We start from the raw sequence: 18383 nt of genomic DNA on the forward strand, positions 1-18383 counted from the left end.
TTGATTCGCTTAACCGCTGATACAGAATATCGTGTCAAGTAAGAGCGTTACCTAAGAAACCCCTACCTCTAAGGTAGTGGGTAGTTCATTTGAATGCGTTTTAAGAAACTATCTTAGTCTGGGAATTAATGCATAGTAGACCTTTTAAAAAATACACTTGCAAGCGCGCAGGCTATCGTCAATGACAATAGCATCGACACTAAGGTATGACTGAAAAAATGGTCGCCAAAGAGCATTTTGTAAAGTCCCATTGTCCAGCCTAAAACTGTGACCGCTGCACATATTCTATAGCAATACTTATGCAGAGTAGGTAAAAATGCTAATCCATATAAAGAAAACCCTGCACTTGCATGCGCGGCTGGGAAGCACTTGGCTGGCGTATTCGCAACCATATTTTGCCAAAGGTTAAGATAGGGCAGCTCACCACCAAACAGCGTCAAATGATTGGGGCAGCTAACATGGGTAACACCTTTTAATAAGGCAATGCTGGTGGGTACTAAGATAATAATAGTTAGTAGATAACAGATTTCCCGAGCTGATAGGGGAATCATCAATCTATGAGGTTTTACGGTATTTAGTGACAGGTTTGCATCGACAGGTTGTTTATATCTAATGATTAACACAATCAGCAAATAAATCGCCAATACAATCAACAAAGCTTTGGGTCCATCATAAAAAATAAAGGCATAAGGCTGAGCGCCTTTTTCTAAAAGCCAATGCCCGTTTAGGTAGAAAAGCTCGCTAATACGCACATCTAACGCGCTATGCTCAAATGTTAGCGCTGCAATAATGGTTAAACACAGTAGCTTTAACCAGACCCAATTAGCTGAATAGGCTTTCAAAGTACCACACTCATTAACGCCATTGACCATAAGACAAATAACAGCAGTAACGCCAAAAATTGCGCCGCCGAAACGACATCTTTGGCTATTTTAGCTAAGGGATGCTTTGCCGTTGACGTATGGTCGACACTGGCTTCAATACCGGTATTAATAAGCTCGACAATCAAAGATAAAAACGAGGCGATGACTAGCATCATTTTGATACTGGTGCCAAAAGGCATAAATATAATGACAGTGAATAAGATTAGATTGAGCCATAGCACTTGTCTAAACGCTGCTTCAAATTTATAAGCCGCTTTAAATCCATCTAAGGAATACCCTGCGGCGTTAACGATACGAGAAAGCCCCTTTTTACCTTTTGCATGACTGGCAAAGTTATCAGCTACAATGAAAGTATGAGGCATTTCTGAGTTTTTAGAATGGGGGTTTGTTTGATTGTTATTGATATGAATGGGGTTGACTTGGTTCATATTGGATTCTTAATAGTCTGTTAAAATCAGTGCATATGGTAGATTTCGAACCATTTAAAAAGAGTAAATGGAACCAGTGAGCACTGAGTATAAAATAGGGCGTATTAAGAAAGCGTTAAGCTTCATAGACAACTATTGATAATAAATACTAAAGGTGCTGCCGCCTGTAGTATTGGCTTGGTGGGTCAGCTTCCAGCCCATATGCGTCATGATGCGTTGCACAATACTTAGCCCTAAACCTGTACCTTCAATCTTATCCGACTGCTTATCATTATGCGGTAACTCTAAACGCTCAAATCTCTCATATAGCAATGGCATCATGGCTTCAGGAATACCAAGACCTGTATCGGTGACGGTGATTTTTTCAGCATCAATCGTAATCCTTACTTCACCATCATCGGTGTATTGAAAGGCATTTTTTATCAAGTTTCCTAGTGCCATTTTTAGCAGTTCAGGTCGTACGTAGGTGAAATATTCTTGTTCAGCTACGACGGTGCACGTGACTGACTTGTAGCGTAATAAATACTTTAAACGCTCAGCTTCATTAACAGCAATGTTATTGATAGACGTCTGCGGTGTGTCCAGTTTTTCAGGTGCACGAGAGAGTAATAGTAAAGCGGTGATAATCTCAGAGGTCTCTTTGGCGGTATTGCTAATGCGATTGGTAAATTCGCTCAAGTGACTGTCGTCGGCCAATTGTGATGCCAGTACTTCTGATGCGCCCATAATAATGGTCAAGGGCGTGCGCAATTCGTGGCTGACATCACCGGTAAATAATTGCTCACGCTTTAAGTACTGCTCAAGTTTTTGGTTCTTCTCATCAATGGCGCGAGCCAAAACGCCAACCTCTGATGGCAGATGTGTGAGTTGGGTTAAGTTTTGATGATCGGTCTCTACGGCTTTTTTTAAGTCTAATAAAGGCTTGGTAATTTGCCTTGAGGACAGCTGAGAGAATATCGCAGCAATGAGCAGGCTTAAAATAACAGCCACTCTTAAGGCGTTGGCAAATATGTCTTCTAATTGCTCAAATATGGCCAAAACAGGATAGCTTTCCATCACCAACTCACTGTCTTCTAAATAGGTTAAAAGATAGCTTTGATTGTTTTTATAATAGAGAAAAAAATGCAAGTTGGTGTTGATACTGCCTGCTTCGGTATCTATAGTGACCGGCGTTTCTTGCACCGTATCGGTTGCCATGGCTTTTAGATTAGCAGGTGCACTATCATAGTCATAGATTTTGATACCGGGATTGGCAATATAAACCGGCTGCTCACCTTCTTTTTCTTGACTGAGTGCCAATTGTTGAATCAAGCGTGCTTTGACCAGCTCTTGCTCGAGCCTCATTTCAGCATACATAAAAATACTGACGAAAGTGGCGCAAAGCAATAGGGCAAACAGAAAGTAGGAGATGCGAAATTTATTGGCGATGGAATCGATGCTAAACAGTGTCTTTACTAACATGGTCTTTACTAACATGGTATTTACTTCTTAATGACAAGCAGTAGGTAGAACGAGATGAAAGAGTAGCAAGAGCAATCAGAATAGCGTTGAGTCGCTTAATCTTATCAATCTTACGATCGTCTTTTATTCTTTGTCCGGATCAATAATTTGATAACCAATCCCAGGCACAGTCACTATCATCGTTTTATCAAACGGCTTATCGACTTGTGCGCGTACGCTATGCACATGGGTTCGCAGCGCATCGCTACTTGGAATATCCTCACCCCATACTTTTTCTTCTAACTCGTTTTTGCTGACCACTCGCGGCGCCGCGCTCATCAGTATCTGTAATATCTTAAACCCAGTTGGCGTCAGTTTTATAGGTTTACTCTCACGAACAATCGTGTGTACTTCCGTATTTAAAGACAGTTTTCCGACTGTGATACTGTGCTCAAAATGCCTGTCTTGATGGCGGCGTATCAGGGCTTTTATGCGTGATTCCAATTCAACCAATGAGAAGGGTTTGACCAGATAATCATCCGCGCCACTATCGAAACCTGCTACTTTGTCCGAAATAGTATCGCGAGCAGTCAGCATCAACACGGGGGTTTTATCATGCAGCTCCTCTCTGAGCTTTTTACACAGTTTGGTACCATCCATACCCGGTAGCATGACGTCCAATAAGATAACGTCATAACGGTTATTCGAGGCGAGCGTCAAACCACTAATCCCGTTATGAGCATTGTCCAGCTCAAAGCCCTTGGGCTCAAAAAAAGCGTAAATATTGGCGACAATATCAGGATTGTCTTCAATAACGAGTATCTTGTACATACATGTCTCGTGCATAAATGCCAACAGGGCGCTAATAAAATAGGTTTAAAAGTCTTAAAAAATCCTAAAAAGGTCTAATTGGCAGCCTTAAAAAAAGTCGGTGCGGCAGCTACCTCATCGGTCGTGATACCAAAAAAGTCAAGTAAGGTTGGGGTAATAAAATCATGAGATACGGGCTGCTCAATCATGTTAGCAAGGCTGCTTTTATTGCTGCTAGTGCTATCGATGCCATTACTCGCAGGTGACCAGACAATCACCGGCACTTGCTTTTGAGCATCTGGCGCCATACTGTACGGCAAGCCATGCAAGTAGATATTGTTTTCACCCAAACTTTCTCCATGATCGCTAATGTATACCATCACCACATCATAATCCTGCTCATAAGCTTTTAGCGTATTGATAACGTTATTCAAAAAATAATCAGTATAACGAATCGCATTATCATAGCCATTGATAATCGACTGACCATCACATTTAGACAGCTCATTGGTCATACAAACGGGTTTAAAAACTTCAAAGGTTTTAGGATAGCGTTTGTAATACTCAGGACCGTGATTGCCCATTTGATGCAATACAATAAGCGTGTCTTTTGGCAATGTATTCGAATTTACTGTATCTGGCCTTACTGGTAATGCCTCTGACTTTACCAGTTTATCAAAGCCATTGAGCATACCAATATCACGGCATTCGTCATCGCAATCAGGGTTAAGTTGAGGCGTTTTATAATCCTCAAAAGTCACCCTATCGGCGACGCCTTTAGAGCTAGAATTATTATCACGCCAAATAACGTTGACGCCTTGTTTATGCAAGGTATCAAGCACATTTTCATTATAGTCCGCACTACTGGCATCGTAATCCTTTCTATTAGCATAGCTGAACATGCAAGGAACCGAATAGGCGGTAGAGGTGCCGCAAGAGGTCCCATTTCTAAAGCTATAAATATCTGGCTGGCTAGCCAGTAGCGGCATAGTCTCACGCTGATACCCGTTTAAGCCAATATGGTCAGCACGAACCGTTTCACCAACGACAAATACCATCAATTTAGGTTTTGCCGTAGCTGTACTATTGCTAGCGACGGGCGTGGTGCGTTTGGCATCTGTTGCATGCAGGATTAAGGTGTCAGGACGACGCAATTCATCGACGTAATCAGTGCCAAGTTTGACCACAGAATAAATAGGGGTAATAGGGTTGGTATAACTACGCACCACTTTATGTTGGCGGAAAAAGGTGGCGTATTGGTCGCCAAAGGGCAGTAGGCAGATGGCTATTAATAGGATAGAGAGTATCAAAGTAAGCGCTCGTTGCCATAATGCGCGGCGTAAAGGCGTACGCTTGATACGAATGTTAGCAATGATAACAGCTGGCAATACTCCTAATAAAAAAAGGCGAACAAAAAAACTCGGTGCCATCAAGCCTATCGCTTCTGCTTGGTCGGTCTGCATGCTATTGACCAGCATATTATGATCAAATATCGTTCCATAGCCATCGGTAAAATAACCACATATTGCCGCTATTAATATTAGCGCAATCAGCACTAACTTTGCGATTGGCCGATAAGACAATAGTTGCAGCACTAGCCATATCAATCCAAACAGTAAGCCTGTGATAGAAATCATAAAGCCAATATTGCTGCTAAAAGGATAAATATTTAACACTTGCTGAAAAAAGCTCATATTGGCAGTAGCCACCAAATATAGCGCAACGATAATAATCAGATAATTAAGATGAATCTCACGATTAAAGTATCTGCTTATGATGCTTTTTTTGGCATCAGCTTTAGTGGTATTGGTGCTAAGTGCTTGAAGTGTCAACATACATAGACTTCTCAACAGAGTTATAGGGAATATATATTCCTTACATTAACAACTAGCTTGTTAAGAAGACGTTAAGGTGACGGGGTCAAATAATGGGTTGTTGATATTAAGAAAACAAAAAATGCAAAAACCTTTTACGCGATTTTTTATCATTTTTTTCATCGAAGTGTCATATCTGCTAGATACACTGCTGACCTATCCAAGATGAATAGTTAAATTTTAATCATAAGCGATTAGGTGAGTGGATATGTTAGAGCTAAGACACGTTACAAAGAGATATGATGATAAGGTGATATTCGAGGATCTTTCACTCAAAATTAACACGGGTGAGATAGTTTCAATCTTAGGGCCATCCGGCTGTGGCAAGACCACTTTACTGCATATGATTTTGGGTTTAACTGACATTAGCGGCGGCCGCATTGCCTATAACGGCGAAGATATTACCCGCGTCTCTATGAGACAAAGAGGGTTTAATATTGTCTTTCAGGATTATGCGTTATTTCCCAATCTTAATGTCAAACAAAATATCGAATACGGTCTGCGTAATAATCCTAGTGTCAGTACACAACAAGAAGTCGATGAGTTGATCGATTTACTCGATATTAAGGCACACCTAAATAAGCGCATTCATCAGCTATCAGGTGGTCAAAAGCAACGTGTCGCGCTGGCGCGTACGCTGGTCATGAAACCCAAAATACTACTGTTAGATGAGCCTTTGTCGGCATTAGATGGGGTAATTAAGGAAACCGTCAAAGAGCGCATTCGTGAAATTGCCGTGCGCTATCAGCTGACTACTTTAATTGTCACCCATGACCCAGAAGAGGCGATGACGTTATCTGATCGCATCCTACTGCTATCAGATGGCAAAGTGGCGCAATTCACTGAGCCCGCTGAAATCATACACAATCCCGCCAATGATTTCGTCACCAACTTCATTCTAAATCAGCTCAATATCAAACGTCGCAATATCTTAAGCTTATTTGCCAACGGTATATCTCAAGCTGATCCATTGAATTGACTATAGATAAAAGCCATTATGCTTGTTGATCTAAGGCGATGACTGCCTTTTTTAACCAAGTCCCAGCCTTACCTAAAGGCTTTTCTTTATGCCAAATGAGCTCAACCGCAACGGGCCAACTGTGCTTATCAAAATCCAGTTTTGGTGATACCAAAGAGCCATCTTTTAACGCATCAACAAGAATATGCTCAGGCACCAATGCCCAGCCGAAGTTACGTTGAACAAGCTCAATAATCACCCACTGACTCTCAACCCACCACACATCAGCGGCAACCCGACGCTAGCCATTTTATTTGGCAGCTATAAATTGTCTGTCGGTATCAATTTATTGTATTAATAATGAATACTGAGAGGTTATATATTGAACAAAAGATAAGTATTAAAAATGTCATAACTGGTTACGATTCTTTTAAAGAATTTTTAGGGGATGGTAAAAAAAAGGCGTATAAGTATTATCGTTACTCCTTTCAGGGAATTAGGCTATGCATCCAGCCCTACCGTATCGGCTGTTGAATAAGTTCACGATTGTTATTGGCGCCATTGGCGTTGGAATTGCCTTAGTCGATAGTGGTTTTACGCTCACGACATGGCTACAGCATATTTTTCATATTTTTTATTTAACGATTATTTTATTGGGTTTTGTGGCTACGGTAGGGCGCTATATGCGCTCAAAGTCGCGCTTGTCGGTCAATAAAGTTGCAGTTTTCGATTTACTAACCAGTATCGCTATTGTTGTGCTATTGGCGGTGCATTTCTTTGAGCTGGCGCGCTCCGGATTATCGATGCCGGTAGATGGTTTTATTGCGATTAAGATTGCTGTTTTTGTCACCTTTATCCGTGAGATATCGGACAATAATTTCAGCCTTAATCGGGCTTTTTTAAACCCGGGTCAGTTTTTTATCTTAAGTTTTTTGTCCGTGGTATTGGTCGGAGCTTTATTGCTGATGATGCCTAATGCCACCACTGAGCCGATATCCTTTGTCGATGCGCTATTTACGGCTACCAGTGCAGTCTGTGTGACAGGGCTGATTGTGGTGGATACGGCGACCCGTTTTACGACGTTTGGGCAACTGATTATCATCGGGCTGATTCAAATTGGCGGTTTGGGTATTCTGACCTTTGTGACCTACTTTAGTTACTTTTTTAAGGGCGGCGTCAGTTATGAGACGCAGCTTAGTATCAGTGAAATGAACGTCTCACGGCGGATGGGCGATATGGTCACCACCCTAAAGTCCATTTTATATGTGACTTTTGGGGTTGAGGCACTGGCTGCGATTTTGATTTATATTAGTATCTATGATTTACCAGGGATGAGCTTTGCAGAAAGGCTGTTTTTTGCGATATTTCATGCCATCTCTGCCTTTTGTAATGCAGGATTCTCAACCTTTAGCGCCGGCTTATACGATGAGTCACTGCGCTTTAACTATCCTTTACAGCTTATCATTAGTACCACTTTCTTATTTGGCGGCATGGGTTTTATCATTGTCGTCAATCTATTGCGCTATCTGCGTCACCGTGCCCAAAGGGCGATTTTCCAAAATGACCCACGTTACGGCTATCAGCCGTGGCTACTGAGTATCAATAGCCGTATTACGTTAATTACCTCTGGCGCTTTATTATTAATTGGTGTGGTCGGGGTCATGCTGTTTGAATACAACGGCATCCTTGCTGAGCATCAGAGTTTTTACGCTAAGCTAATCACAGGGCTGTTTACGGCGGCAACTCCACGTACCGCAGGTTTTAATATTGCCGATATGGATGCGCTTGCGTTTCCGACTATTATGCTGACGATTTTTTTGATGTGGATTGGTGCTTCACCAAATTCTACTGGCGGTGGTATAAAAACCAGCACCTTTGCCATTGCGGTGCTAAATACCTTGAGCTTAGCCCGTGGTCAGACCAAGGTTGAAGTGTTTCAGCGCGAGATTGCTGACATCTCTATCCGCCGGGCGTTTTCCATTATGTGGCTGTCTTTATTTGTGATTGGCATGGGGGTCACCCTTATCAGTTACGATCAGCCCGAGCTTGATTTGATTAAAGTCATTTTCGAATGCTTTTCTGCCTATAGCACGGTTGGTTTGAGCTTGAATTTGACCACCGAGCTATCGACCTTTAATAAGCTGGTTGTCTCGGTGATTATGTTTGTCGGGCGGGTGGGAATGTTGACGATATTTATTGCGCTACTGAAGAATAGATATCAGCGTAACTATCGTTATCCGACTGAAGAGATTACTATCAATTAACTTAATGTTAATTAAAAAATGTTACTTAAAAAAATAATTTATAACTTATTAGGCATTAACTAAACACGTCGCAATTGCTGCTTTTACGGTGGCATGAGTGACAAGGAATATTATGAAATATATCATTGCAGGTTTGGGCAGTTTTGGGTCTTCGTTAGGCATGGCGTTGACGAGCCAAGGTCATGAAGTCGTCGCCATTGATAACAGCATGCAAAAGGTTGAAGGGTATAAAGAAGTCATCACTCATACTATCTGCATGGATGCCACCGACGAATATACGGTCAATGGCTTGCCTATTATGGATACCGATATAGTGGTGGTGGCGATTGGGGAAAACGAAGGGGCCAACATTATGGCAACGGCGTTGTTTAAAACTTTAAAAGCAAAGCGCTTAATCAGTCGTAGTATCAACCCCTTACATGAAAAAGTACTGCAAGCGATTGGGGTTGACGATATTTTTCATCCTGAAAAAGAATCGGCGATGCGCTGGGCAAAACGGCTGTCATTGCGCTATTTCGTTGATTCTTTTGAATTGACTGACAACTTTAGTATTGTCGAGATTGCTATTCCTACTCCTTTGATTGGCAAACAAATAGCGACATTACAGCTAGAAAATAAGTTTAATATCAAGCTATTGAGTACCATGCGCTATGAGCATTATGAAGACAGCTTTGGCCGTCAGCAGAGCAAACCCAGTATTCAGGGATTGGCCACACCAGAGCAAGTGCTACAAGAAAATGATGTGCTAGTGGTATATGGCGCTAACAAACATATCAATACTTTTTTACGTAGTGTAGGGGTTAAAGTACACTAATCGCTAGGGATAACGTTATGAATAAGTGCTGCATATCCGTGCTGTGTCTTGCCAGTCTCATGCTGTTCAGCGGCTGTGATGAGTCGAAACAAAACCCAAATGTCATGTTTTCAGAGAAGCACCAAGACCCGATTCAAGAGCTTGAGAAGCACTCTAAAAAAGTCGATCACAGCCAGTTTGGCTATAAACAAACCTTTTATGTACCAATTTACTCAGATATTTATACCGATAGGGATAATCGTAAGGTTTTACTATCAGCGACCTTAAGCGTGCGCAATACCACCATAAAAAAATCACTCTATATTAATAAGATAGATTATTACAGTACCGATGGCGACCTTGTAAAGTCATATTTAACAGAAACTATTGAGCTGCCCGCCATGGCGACGTTAAATTATATCGTCGAAAAAGAAGAGGATAAAGGGGGCTCTGGGGCAAAGTTTATCATTGAAGTCGAAGGGGTAGATGAAACCGTCAAGCCCGTCATCGAGGCGGTAATGATTGGTAATTTTAGCAATAAAGGCTTTGCTTTTAGTACGCAGGGTACGCCGGTTTTGTAGTGAAGGTTGTTTATGCTTTATTAATATGGATAATCCAAATTTAGGAGAGTTGCCATGTTAGATTTTACCCAAGGCTCATCTTTAGCAACTATTAAAACAGTACTATTTACTACTGTATTGCTCGGTACGGCGCAACTGCTGGCAGGCTGTGACTCGCAGCCTGCAAATTCAAATGAAAATGATAATGCCACGGCGCAAACGGATAATATAGATAAAAATACGGCTGAGAAAGATAATGCGTCTATCAATTCTAGTTCTATAAATCCTGCTAATGCGGATAAAGCACGGAATAACGAAGCAGAAAAGTTATCTAATGATAAAACCGTCAATCCATCAGGCTACCAAAAGCTAAGCTTTGGGCAGATTATTACCCCTGAATTACTAAATGAGCTAGGACTGACCAAAGAAAAAACTGACAACGAGCAATGCTATTACGTCAGTAATCCAGCACTGAACTATGTGGATAAAGAGTACGGTAAACGCGCCTCTTTGCTCTATCAAATCATCGATAACAAAGTTGCTCTTATTGCTATTCAGGCTCCAAACATACCCTTTTATACAGACATCCATGTTGGTGATTCAGTGACAAAGGTGATGAAAGCGCATAATAACGAGCTGACTTATGAAGTCGATAAGTATGCGGTTGATGGTGACTACTATAGCCTGATTGCTAACGTTAACTTTAAAGTGATAGAAGAGCCCCAACTCGGAGAAACATTAAAAGCCGAAAACATCAAGCTGAATAATCAAGAAGACAAGTTGCCCATACAGATTGAATATCATATCAAGGGTGGTCAAAAGCTTAATAATTATAGAATTAACTCAACAGAGTGGACGGCAGACAAGCAAAGTTTATTAAAGGGAGAGGTCGAAAGTATTGATATTGGGTTACCAGATGCTATCTATTTGGTCGAAGGTTGCTCTTAAGACGTAAATATAAATAACGTAGCGCTTTATATGCTTAGATTAACATATCAAAAACAGCATGGTTTTTTAAAGATTATTATCTAAAAATTTGTCATCAAGTTGTCATGGAGTTTCAGTAGACTCAAACATAAATCGTATTTTGGTCGTTACAACGATAACGCCGCGATATTTTTTATGCCAACTCAGCCTACTAAATCCAGCCTAACAAGGTGACTGAACATGACCTCATTGAATAACAAGCAAACGCTTGCGCACGAAGTTGTTGAAGACTCTAACCCGACTGATAATATTGACTTTCAAACCATTATCAATCGCCGTATGAATCGCCGCAGTATCCTAAAAGGTGGCACAGGGTTGACGGCGGCGGCGTTTTTTGGGGCCCTACCTTTGGTCGGCTGTAGCGACGATGATGATAGCAATTTACCTGTTAAACCCAGCGACGATAACAGTGCCGCTATTCCTGCGCAAGGTGACTTAAAACGTCCTGAGACTTTGAAGTTTACAGCCGTACCGCATTCAAAAGCTGACACCATGAGCGTGGCAGCAGGTTATAAAGCCGAGATGATATTACCACTAGGCATGCCGCTGATATCTGGTATCGATGATTGGAAAGACAATCGTGAGCAGTCTGCTGAGTCGTTTGAGTGGCGTATGGGTGACAACCATGATGGCATGTGGTTTTTTGGCAAAAATGGCAATGCGTACGACGCCAAAGCGTCAGAAAATGGTCTGCTAGTCATGAACCATGAGTATGTAAACAGTAGTGAGCTGAGTCCGTTTGGTTATCATGTCATCCAAGATAGTAACGCTGCGCCCATCTTTAAAAATCGTCGCCTCGCAAGCGACGTGCGCCGCGAGGTCAACTGTCATGGGGTAGCAGTGGTTGAGATGCGCCGCCGCGCTGATGGTATGGGTTATGAGATGGTACCCAATTCGAAATACAATCGCCGCATTACCAGCAGTACGACTGCCCAATTAACAGGTCCTGTTGCGGGATCTGATTTGGTTAAGACCAAGTTTGATCCGACAGGGCTTCAAACTCGCGGCATTAATAATAACTGCGGTGCTGGATTATCACCTTGGGGCACTTATCTGACCACAGAAGAGAACTTTTTAGGGGTTTTTGCCCGCGGGCAAGATGCCAATCAATTGGGCACTGGACACCACTACGGTCGTGAACGCTACGGGGCGACAGAGGATTTCCCCGGTTGGGAATATCTGTGGCATACGCCTGATGCCAAAGATGCTGCTATCCCTGACGAGTTTTCACGTTGGGATATGACCGCCGTCGGTGCCAGCGCTGCTGATGACTACCGTCATGCATTCAATACCTTTGGTTATATCACCGAGATTGACCCTTTTGACCAACATTCTATACCGCAAAAACGCACGGCATTGGGTCGTTTTGCTCATGAAAACTGTGCCTATGCGCCTGTTGAGCAAGGTAAACCCGTGGTCTTTTATATGGGCGACGATGCCCGCGGCGAATATATTTATAAATTCGTTTCAAAAGCGACGTGGTCAAATGCTGATATCGGTGGCGGCTTAAAAGCGGGCAATAAATATTTGGACGATGGCACGCTATATGTTGCTATTTTTAATGAAGATGGCAGCGGGGCGTGGAAAGCACTTGTCCATGGTCAAAATGGACTGGATGCCTCTAATACTGTCTTGCCGTTTCATGGACAAGATGAGGTGTTGGTCTTTGCCCGTGCCGCTGCAGATGTCGTCGGCGCGACTAAGATGGATCGACCTGAATGGGTATCGGTCAGCCCGATAACGGGTGAGGTATATGTGACCTTGACCAATAATAAGTATCGCGGCGTAAGTGATGATCAACCGCTCTCAGCGTCGAATCCACGCAGCTATCAAGTTGGCGGCAAAGCGCGCGGTAACGACAATGGTCATATCATTCGCTGGGCAGAAGCAGGCGGCGATCATGCGGCAACAAATTTTGAGTGGGATATTTATTTGTTTGCTTCGCCAAGTGATTTATCAGCGGAGAACTTATCACAGCTAAATGACAACAACGATTTATCGTCGCCAGACGGACTGTATTTTGATCCGCGCGGGGTGTTATGGATTCAGACAGATGATGGCGCTTATACGGATACCAGCAGTTGTATGTTGCTCGCGGCACTACCGGGCAAAGTCAGCGATGGTTCGCTTATGACCACTTCAGCAGGGCAGCAAACCCGAGTCGGCATGCCTGCCAGCAATGACAATATCAAACGCTTTTTCGTCGGTCCTGAGGGCTGCGAGGTGACTGGTATCACCATGACGCCAGACTTTAAAACCCTCTTTATTAATATTCAACATCCAGGCAATAGCTGGGGCGCCGTCGCGGGTGGCAGTACCCCGCGCTCAGCGACGGTCATGATTACGCGTGAAGATGGCGATGTGATATTGGCTGAGTCATTTGATACCGCAACTACTAGCACTTAAAAATAGTAGCACTTAACAGTAGTAGCACTTAAGAATCCTCTTAATCTTCAAAAAAAAACCAATATGCTTGATATTCTTTTCTCTGTTTATGGAGGATAAAGAGGCAAGTATATTGGTTATTGTGTTTTTAAACGACGGTTTTAAGAATATAGGTGTAATGGACATTATTCATGCTGGCGTAGGGTCTAACGCTCTATACTGTCTATATTTGCAAGGAATCAAAGCCATGAATCAAAAAACTGCCCTTTTTGTCATGATAAACACACCAAGAAGAATGGACGCAAGCTAGGCAAACAACAGTATCAATGTCTAGCTTGCAGACGGCAGTTTTTAGGTGGCAAAAGACTCAATAACCAGACCCTTTGGACTGAATATACCCAAGGAAAACAGACCTACAAACAACTGGCTGACAAGTATAGCTGTAGTCTTAAAACCATTCAAAGACGCTTAGATAAAGTCAGTACCCAGTATCAAGTTAAGCGACCAAATACCGCTAACATCATCATGGATACCACCTCTGCACACGACAAAAAAAATCATCCCCACCCGATTTTCATAGGTTTAGGGGTTAAAAAGCTAACTAACTGTCGAAATACAGTCTTATCATTATTAAAAAACACCAAGCGAAGGCCTTCAATCAATATATCCAGGCCAAGCGCAAACAAACTGGCTTGAGGTCGAGCGTTTGACTTCAACTTGCGTTTTAACGGCTTATCTTTGTCTTTATAAATACCGACATGATAAGCCCAACAAAATGCTAAGGCGTTCACTGCGACTAATTTACTGACCCGATCAAGATGGGTTAAGTGGGTATCTTCAAGATTAAAGCCACGCCCCTTTAGACAAGCAAATAAAGTCTCAATTTCCCAACGCTTGCCATAGCTTGTCATCGCATCCACTGTTTCTAGTTGATTGGTTGCGACAATCACTAAACCGTAGTCTTTATCACGCTTGGCAAATACTCGAACCAAACAACCATCGACAGTCAGTATTCGCCCATGTCGATATGTTTCTTGATGGCTAACATGGCGCAATAACTCTTTAATCTGTACCAGCTTGCCATGATGATTCCTAACTTTACTGTTCTTCTTAATCCGTATGGCAAAGGGTATGTGATTATTGGTGAGCCAGTTAAACCATTTTTCGCCAACAAACTCTCTGTCTGCTACTATCATCTCAAGGTTATCTTTGCCAAATTGTTTGATAAACCGCTCAATAAGTTCACAGCGTTCAAGATGGTTTGTATTACCTCGCTTATCTAGCATTTGCCAGTATAAGGGGATGGCTATCCCTTTATATACCACCCCTAGCATAAAGATGTTGAGGTTACTTTTACCCCATTTCCAGTTGGTGCGGTCAATGGTTAAGGTGACTTTGCCTAGCCCAAATAGTCGATATATCATTAAAGCCAGTTGATCGTAGTCTATCCTGGCTTCGGCAAAAAATCGCTGTAGTCTGCGATAGTGACTGTCGGTCTTGCCACCCTTAGGGAGGTGTCTTGCTATTTTTTTTAAGATTACTGCTTTGAGCAGTAATCAGGGCTATTATCATTAGGCTCAAACATGTGATTCTTGCCTTGTTCATACTCAGGTTTTGGGTTAAAGTTTCACTAAGTCTGTTAAAGTTTGGCATGGTCTGATTCGTCTTGAAAATTACTATTATGCCTTTGCTTTAACAGACTTTTTTGTTTTTTTTGTCGTGTGCAGAGGGATACCACTTACTTCGGTCGTAAGTTCGGTTTAATGGTTTTTATGGACAATACCACTAAAGCCGTTCTTTACTACGCGATAGTCAGTCATGAAACCAACAGTGCCTACAAGCAAGGAATTGATCATCTAGCATCGTTAGGCGTTGATATACAAAGCATCACCTGTGATGGTAGACGAGGACTGCGTACGTTATTTACCCACACCTCTTGCCAGATGTGCCAGTTTCATCAGGTACAAATAGTAACTCGCTATCTCACTCGTCGACCTAAGAATATCGCAAGTATTGAGCTTAGACGGCTCACTTTAAACTTAACACAGCTTAATAAAGCTGACTTCATAGAGCACTTAGATTATTGGTTGTTAACTCATGAAGACTATCTGAGTGAGCGTAGCATCAATGAAGATACTGGTAGAAGTTGGTACACTCACAAACGTCTTAGAAGTGCTTATCGCAGCCTCAGAACCAATAGCGATTGGCTATTTACTTACCAAGAATATGGGCATTTAGATATACCAAATACCACCAATTCTCTTGAAGGTTTATTCAGTGAGTTAAAGCGACAATTACACAGTCATCACGGTCTAAGTGAGCAGCGTAAGTTGCGGTTTATTAAAGACTTTTTAGGGTCAAAGTCACTCAAATAGCATGAATTATGTCCATTAGCGACTACCTTCTACTTTTTAGCATGAATTTTGTCCATTACACCAGAATATATTATGCGTTCAGTTATTACTTCGCTTAGGTATGCCACTGACCTTGAACCATAATACCTGCAATAGGATTTAGCCCCATTTGATAAGCTAGGTCAGCAGGGCGCGCTATATCCCATAATGCCAAATCAGCGTCGTAACCCACTTCTATTTTGCCTTTTTTGGCTAGACCTAACGCTTGTGCCGCATGAACGGTCGCGCCTGCCAACACTTCTTCAGGGGTTAAGTAAAATAGTGTACAGCCCATATTCATCGCTAATAACAGCGACGTTAATGGGGAAGTGCCGGGGTTGCAATCGGTTGAAACGGCAATCGGAACTTGGTGTTTACGCAATGCTTCTATCGGTGGCAACTTAGTATCACGCAGCGTATAAAAAGCGCCCGGTAATAGCACCGCTACCGTGTTGCTTGCGGCCATTTTTTTAATATCATCTACTACTAAGTGTTCAAGATGGTCGCTTGATAGCCCTTGGTATGCTGCTACCAAAACACTGGCGCCTATGTTTGATAACTGCTCGGAATGCAACTTCACTGGCAAGTCTAATGAACGAGCGACTTCAAAGACGCGCTTAATCTGCTCAGCAGTAAAGGCGATGTTTTCACAAAAACCATCAACCGCATCGACCAAACCCTCGCTATGCAGGATTGGCAACCACTGGCAAACTTGCTCGATATATGCATCGGCATTGTCATTATATTCAGGCGGTAGCGCATGGGCGGCCAGATAAGTGGTGCTGACATGAATGTTATGTTTGTCACCGAGCGCTCGGGCGACTTTTAGCATTTTACGTTCAGTTTCTAAATCCAGTCCATAGCCCGACTTAATCTCGATACTGGTCACGCCTTCTTTGATGAGCGCGAGCAGACGTTTTTCACTTTGCGCAAACAATTCTTCCTCATTCGCTGCGCGGGTGGCGCTAACGGTTGAGACAATGCCGCCACCTTGTGCCGCGATATCTTGATAACTGGCACCTTGCAATCGCGCTTCGAACTCGTTGCTGCGGTTACCGCCATAAACGATATGGGTATGACAATCGATGAGTCCGGGCGTTACCCAGTTGCCATCAATGTCTTTGATTTGATCGCTTTTATAATGGGTAAGGTGCGGCTTTATTTGCTCATGCGTACCAACCCATGCAATTTTGCCATCTTTGATACCGATAGCAGCGTTTTCTAATTGACCATAAGGGGTGCTTTTTTCTTGGTTGTCATTATAAATATCAAACCCGTATTGCTCTGAAAAGGTTGCGAGATTGGCATTGATAATGAGGTGGTCAAACGATGTCATGCTATCCATAACGTCTGTAGTATTGATAGAGTCATCAAATATCTGTTCGCTAGAGTTATTCATAATGTGCTCCTGCTTATTTTGAAGCTAGTGCGTTTCGGTGATAAGTAAATGCTGCTCTATAATAGTCGCCAAGAGACGAGCGGCGACTTTACAGCTGCGTTGATCAATATCAAAGGTCGGGTTAATCTCGGCGATATCGGCTATTTTTACTTTGTTTGACACCATAATAAGTTTGACCGCGCGCTCAACGAAACTGAGCTCAATACCATAGGCCGCTGGCGCGCTGACACCAGGAACGGTGCTTGATGGCAAGCAATCCATATCAATGGTTAAGTAGACTACATCAACTTCGTTGATAAAATTTTCTATTTGAGCAGCAATTTTTTTCCATTTTTTATTGGTGCAATCTTCGTCACTGATAATGCGTACGTCTAACTGCTCAGCACGGTCGAAGAGCGCGGCAGTATTAGAAAACCGACTGACGCCGATACAGCAATAGTTAAATGGCTGACCCTGTTCATCAAGGTGCTCGGCTATTTGGCGAAATGGCGTACCAGACGTTGCCACATCAGACTGACGAATGTCTAGATGCGCATCAAAGTTAATCACCCCGATGCTAGGCATTGTTCTCGCATGGCTTTCAACATTATTTTTGACATCATTTTTAACATTACTTTCGATATTGCTAACGTCATTAGTAGGCTGATCGGTTTTTGATGACAGCGCCTGCCATAATCCTAGAAAGCTGCCATAAGCAATGGCATGACCACCACCAAGCCCTATAGGTAGCCCGCCTTGCTTAATAATATGACTTATCTTCTCGGCATACTTTACTTGGGCTTGCTCCAGAGTACGCTCGGCAAAATCATCATTATCATGACAATGGATATCGCCAGCATCACCCAGCAGGGTTGGCAATTGACCCTCATAGCGTTGTTGTAACTCAGCGATGACCGGCAGCGCCGCAAATGCCTGACGAATCAATGGCGGCGCAGCTCGTGCACCCACGCGTCCTTGATTACGTCTGACACCTTGGTCACAAGCGAACCCGACCAACCCAATACGCTGGCCGTTTTGCTGACTGGTGCTATCAAAGGCATAAGGCTGCGCTATTTGATACCAGTAGCGGGCGCGCGCAGACTCAAACGGCTCTGCACGTCCTGTCCACCGACTCATATCAGCTGCAGTGTGGCTAACGGCTATTGTCATTGTTGACCTCCTTTCATAATATAAAACCTGACTCTCAATTTAGTATGGTCTACACTAAT

The 18383-nt window shown here is 42.8% G+C and carries 16 protein-coding genes and 1 pseudogene; 8 read left to right on the forward strand and 9 right to left on the reverse strand.

Annotated elements, in window-relative coordinates:
• Window positions 1-125: 125 nt before the first annotated feature.
• The 5 genes from QJS82_RS04860 to QJS82_RS04880 form a co-directional block, all read right to left on the reverse strand.
• A complete protein-coding gene (locus QJS82_RS04860; protein ID WP_281491415.1) occupies window positions 126-872 on the reverse strand; it encodes a PAP2 family lipid A phosphatase in 747 nt (248 codons plus the stop codon).
• A complete protein-coding gene (locus tag QJS82_RS04865) occupies window positions 839-1246 on the reverse strand; it encodes a diacylglycerol kinase (RefSeq protein WP_281491674.1) in 408 nt (135 codons plus the stop codon). The genes QJS82_RS04860 and QJS82_RS04865 overlap by 34 nt, the downstream gene beginning before the upstream one ends.
• A gap of 198 nt (window positions 1247-1444) precedes the next feature.
• Complete coding sequence (locus QJS82_RS04870) at window positions 1445-2758, reverse strand: sensor histidine kinase (protein WP_281491675.1); 1314 nt, start codon at window positions 2756-2758, stop codon at window positions 1445-1447.
• A 138-nt stretch (window positions 2759-2896) separates the two neighbouring features.
• Window positions 2897-3583, reverse strand: a complete 687-nt coding sequence (locus QJS82_RS04875; protein ID WP_281491416.1) for a response regulator transcription factor — start codon at window positions 3581-3583, stop codon at window positions 2897-2899.
• A 74-nt stretch (window positions 3584-3657) separates the two neighbouring features.
• The gene (locus QJS82_RS04880; protein WP_281491417.1) at window positions 3658-5397 is read right to left on the reverse strand and encodes a phosphoethanolamine transferase; all 1740 of its coding nucleotides are present in this window, start codon (window positions 5395-5397) and stop codon (window positions 3658-3660) included.
• 247 nt (window positions 5398-5644) lie between these two features.
• On the opposite strand from QJS82_RS04880, the gene QJS82_RS04885 reads away from it, so the two are divergent.
• Complete coding sequence (locus tag QJS82_RS04885; protein ID WP_281491418.1) at window positions 5645-6415, forward strand: ABC transporter ATP-binding protein; 771 nt, start codon at window positions 5645-5647, stop codon at window positions 6413-6415.
• Window positions 6416-6431: 16 nt separating this feature from the next.
• On the opposite strand, the gene QJS82_RS04890 is transcribed toward QJS82_RS04885, so the two are convergent.
• Entirely contained in the window at window positions 6432-6677 is a 246-nt protein-coding gene (locus QJS82_RS04890; protein ID WP_201626044.1) for a LysR substrate-binding domain-containing protein, read from the reverse strand.
• Window positions 6678-6897: 220 nt separating this feature from the next.
• Here QJS82_RS04890 and QJS82_RS04895 point away from each other — a divergent pair, with 220 nt between their 5' ends.
• The 6 genes from QJS82_RS04895 to QJS82_RS13750 all read left to right on the forward strand — a co-directional run bounded on the left by QJS82_RS04895 (window position 6898) and on the right by QJS82_RS13750 (window position 14079).
• Window positions 6898-8658, forward strand: a complete 1761-nt coding sequence (locus QJS82_RS04895) for a TrkH family potassium uptake protein (protein ID WP_281491419.1) — start codon at window positions 6898-6900, stop codon at window positions 8656-8658.
• 112 nt (window positions 8659-8770) lie between these two features.
• The gene (locus QJS82_RS04900) at window positions 8771-9472 is read left to right on the forward strand and encodes a potassium channel family protein (protein WP_281491420.1); all 702 of its coding nucleotides are present in this window, start codon (window positions 8771-8773) and stop codon (window positions 9470-9472) included.
• A gap of 17 nt (window positions 9473-9489) precedes the next feature.
• Entirely contained in the window at window positions 9490-10032 is a 543-nt protein-coding gene (locus QJS82_RS04905; protein WP_192529276.1) for a DUF3124 domain-containing protein, read from the forward strand.
• A gap of 54 nt (window positions 10033-10086) precedes the next feature.
• A complete protein-coding gene (locus QJS82_RS04910) occupies window positions 10087-10959 on the forward strand; it encodes a hypothetical protein (protein ID WP_281491421.1) in 873 nt (290 codons plus the stop codon).
• A 219-nt stretch (window positions 10960-11178) separates the two neighbouring features.
• Window positions 11179-13404: a PhoX family protein gene (locus QJS82_RS04915; RefSeq protein WP_281491422.1), complete on the forward strand. Its 2226-nt coding sequence runs from the start codon at window positions 11179-11181 to the stop codon at window positions 13402-13404.
• 204 nt (window positions 13405-13608) lie between these two features.
• Window positions 13609-14079, forward strand: a complete 471-nt coding sequence (locus QJS82_RS13750) for an IS1/IS1595 family N-terminal zinc-binding domain-containing protein (RefSeq protein ID WP_438656664.1) — start codon at window positions 13609-13611, stop codon at window positions 14077-14079.
• Window positions 14080-14090: 11 nt separating this feature from the next.
• Here QJS82_RS13750 and QJS82_RS04920 read toward each other — a convergent pair.
• A pseudogene (locus tag QJS82_RS04920) lies at window positions 14091-14936 on the reverse strand (IS4 family transposase); the annotation flags it as partial.
• Between the two features lie 219 nt (window positions 14937-15155).
• Between QJS82_RS04920 and QJS82_RS04925 the strand changes: the two are divergent.
• Window positions 15156-15758 carry an IS256 family transposase, variant Zn-binding type gene (locus QJS82_RS04925; protein ID WP_281491423.1) on the forward strand — a complete coding sequence of 201 codons (603 nt, stop codon included), beginning with the start codon at window positions 15156-15158 and terminating at the stop codon, window positions 15756-15758.
• Window positions 15759-15852: 94 nt separating this feature from the next.
• On the opposite strand, the gene hutI is transcribed toward QJS82_RS04925, so the two are convergent.
• Together hutI and QJS82_RS04935 are read right to left on the reverse strand one after the other, a co-directional pair.
• A complete protein-coding gene (hutI, locus tag QJS82_RS04930) occupies window positions 15853-17175 on the reverse strand; it encodes an imidazolonepropionase (protein WP_281491424.1) in 1323 nt (440 codons plus the stop codon).
• 24 nt (window positions 17176-17199) lie between these two features.
• Window positions 17200-18324, reverse strand: a complete 1125-nt coding sequence (locus QJS82_RS04935) for a formimidoylglutamase (protein ID WP_281491425.1) — start codon at window positions 18322-18324, stop codon at window positions 17200-17202.
• Between the last annotated feature and the right edge of the window lie 59 nt (window positions 18325-18383).

Origin of the sequence: Psychrobacter maritimus (assembly GCF_029953575.1) — a bacterium.
Classification (GTDB): domain Bacteria; phylum Pseudomonadota; class Gammaproteobacteria; order Pseudomonadales; family Moraxellaceae; genus Psychrobacter; species Psychrobacter maritimus.

What these genes read in the sequence shown, in the direction of transcription:
- QJS82_RS04860 (WP_281491415.1), bottom strand. Translation starts at nt 872, where the DNA reads ATGGTCAATGGCGTTAATGAGTGTGGTACTTTGAAAGCCTATTCAGCT.
- QJS82_RS04865 (WP_281491674.1), bottom strand. Translation starts at nt 1,246, where the DNA reads ATGCCTCATACTTTCATTGTAGCTGATAACTTTGCCAGTCATGCAAAA.
- QJS82_RS04875 (WP_281491416.1), bottom strand. Translation starts at nt 3,583, where the DNA reads ATGTACAAGATACTCGTTATTGAAGACAATCCTGATATTGTCGCCAAT.
- QJS82_RS04880 (WP_281491417.1), bottom strand. Translation starts at nt 5,397, where the DNA reads ATGTTGACACTTCAAGCACTTAGCACCAATACCACTAAAGCTGATGCC.
- QJS82_RS04885 (WP_281491418.1), top strand. Translation starts at nt 5,645, where the DNA reads ATGTTAGAGCTAAGACACGTTACAAAGAGATATGATGATAAGGTGATA.
- QJS82_RS04895 (WP_281491419.1), top strand. Translation starts at nt 6,898, where the DNA reads ATGCATCCAGCCCTACCGTATCGGCTGTTGAATAAGTTCACGATTGTT.
- QJS82_RS04900 (WP_281491420.1), top strand. Translation starts at nt 8,771, where the DNA reads ATGAAATATATCATTGCAGGTTTGGGCAGTTTTGGGTCTTCGTTAGGC.
- QJS82_RS04905 (WP_192529276.1), top strand. Translation starts at nt 9,490, where the DNA reads ATGAATAAGTGCTGCATATCCGTGCTGTGTCTTGCCAGTCTCATGCTG.
- QJS82_RS04910 (WP_281491421.1), top strand. Translation starts at nt 10,087, where the DNA reads ATGTTAGATTTTACCCAAGGCTCATCTTTAGCAACTATTAAAACAGTA.
- QJS82_RS04915 (WP_281491422.1), top strand. Translation starts at nt 11,179, where the DNA reads ATGACCTCATTGAATAACAAGCAAACGCTTGCGCACGAAGTTGTTGAA.
- QJS82_RS04925 (WP_281491423.1), top strand. Translation starts at nt 15,156, where the DNA reads ATGGACAATACCACTAAAGCCGTTCTTTACTACGCGATAGTCAGTCAT.
- hutI (WP_281491424.1), bottom strand. Translation starts at nt 17,175, where the DNA reads ATGAATAACTCTAGCGAACAGATATTTGATGACTCTATCAATACTACA.
- QJS82_RS04935 (WP_281491425.1), bottom strand. Translation starts at nt 18,324, where the DNA reads ATGACAATAGCCGTTAGCCACACTGCAGCTGATATGAGTCGGTGGACA.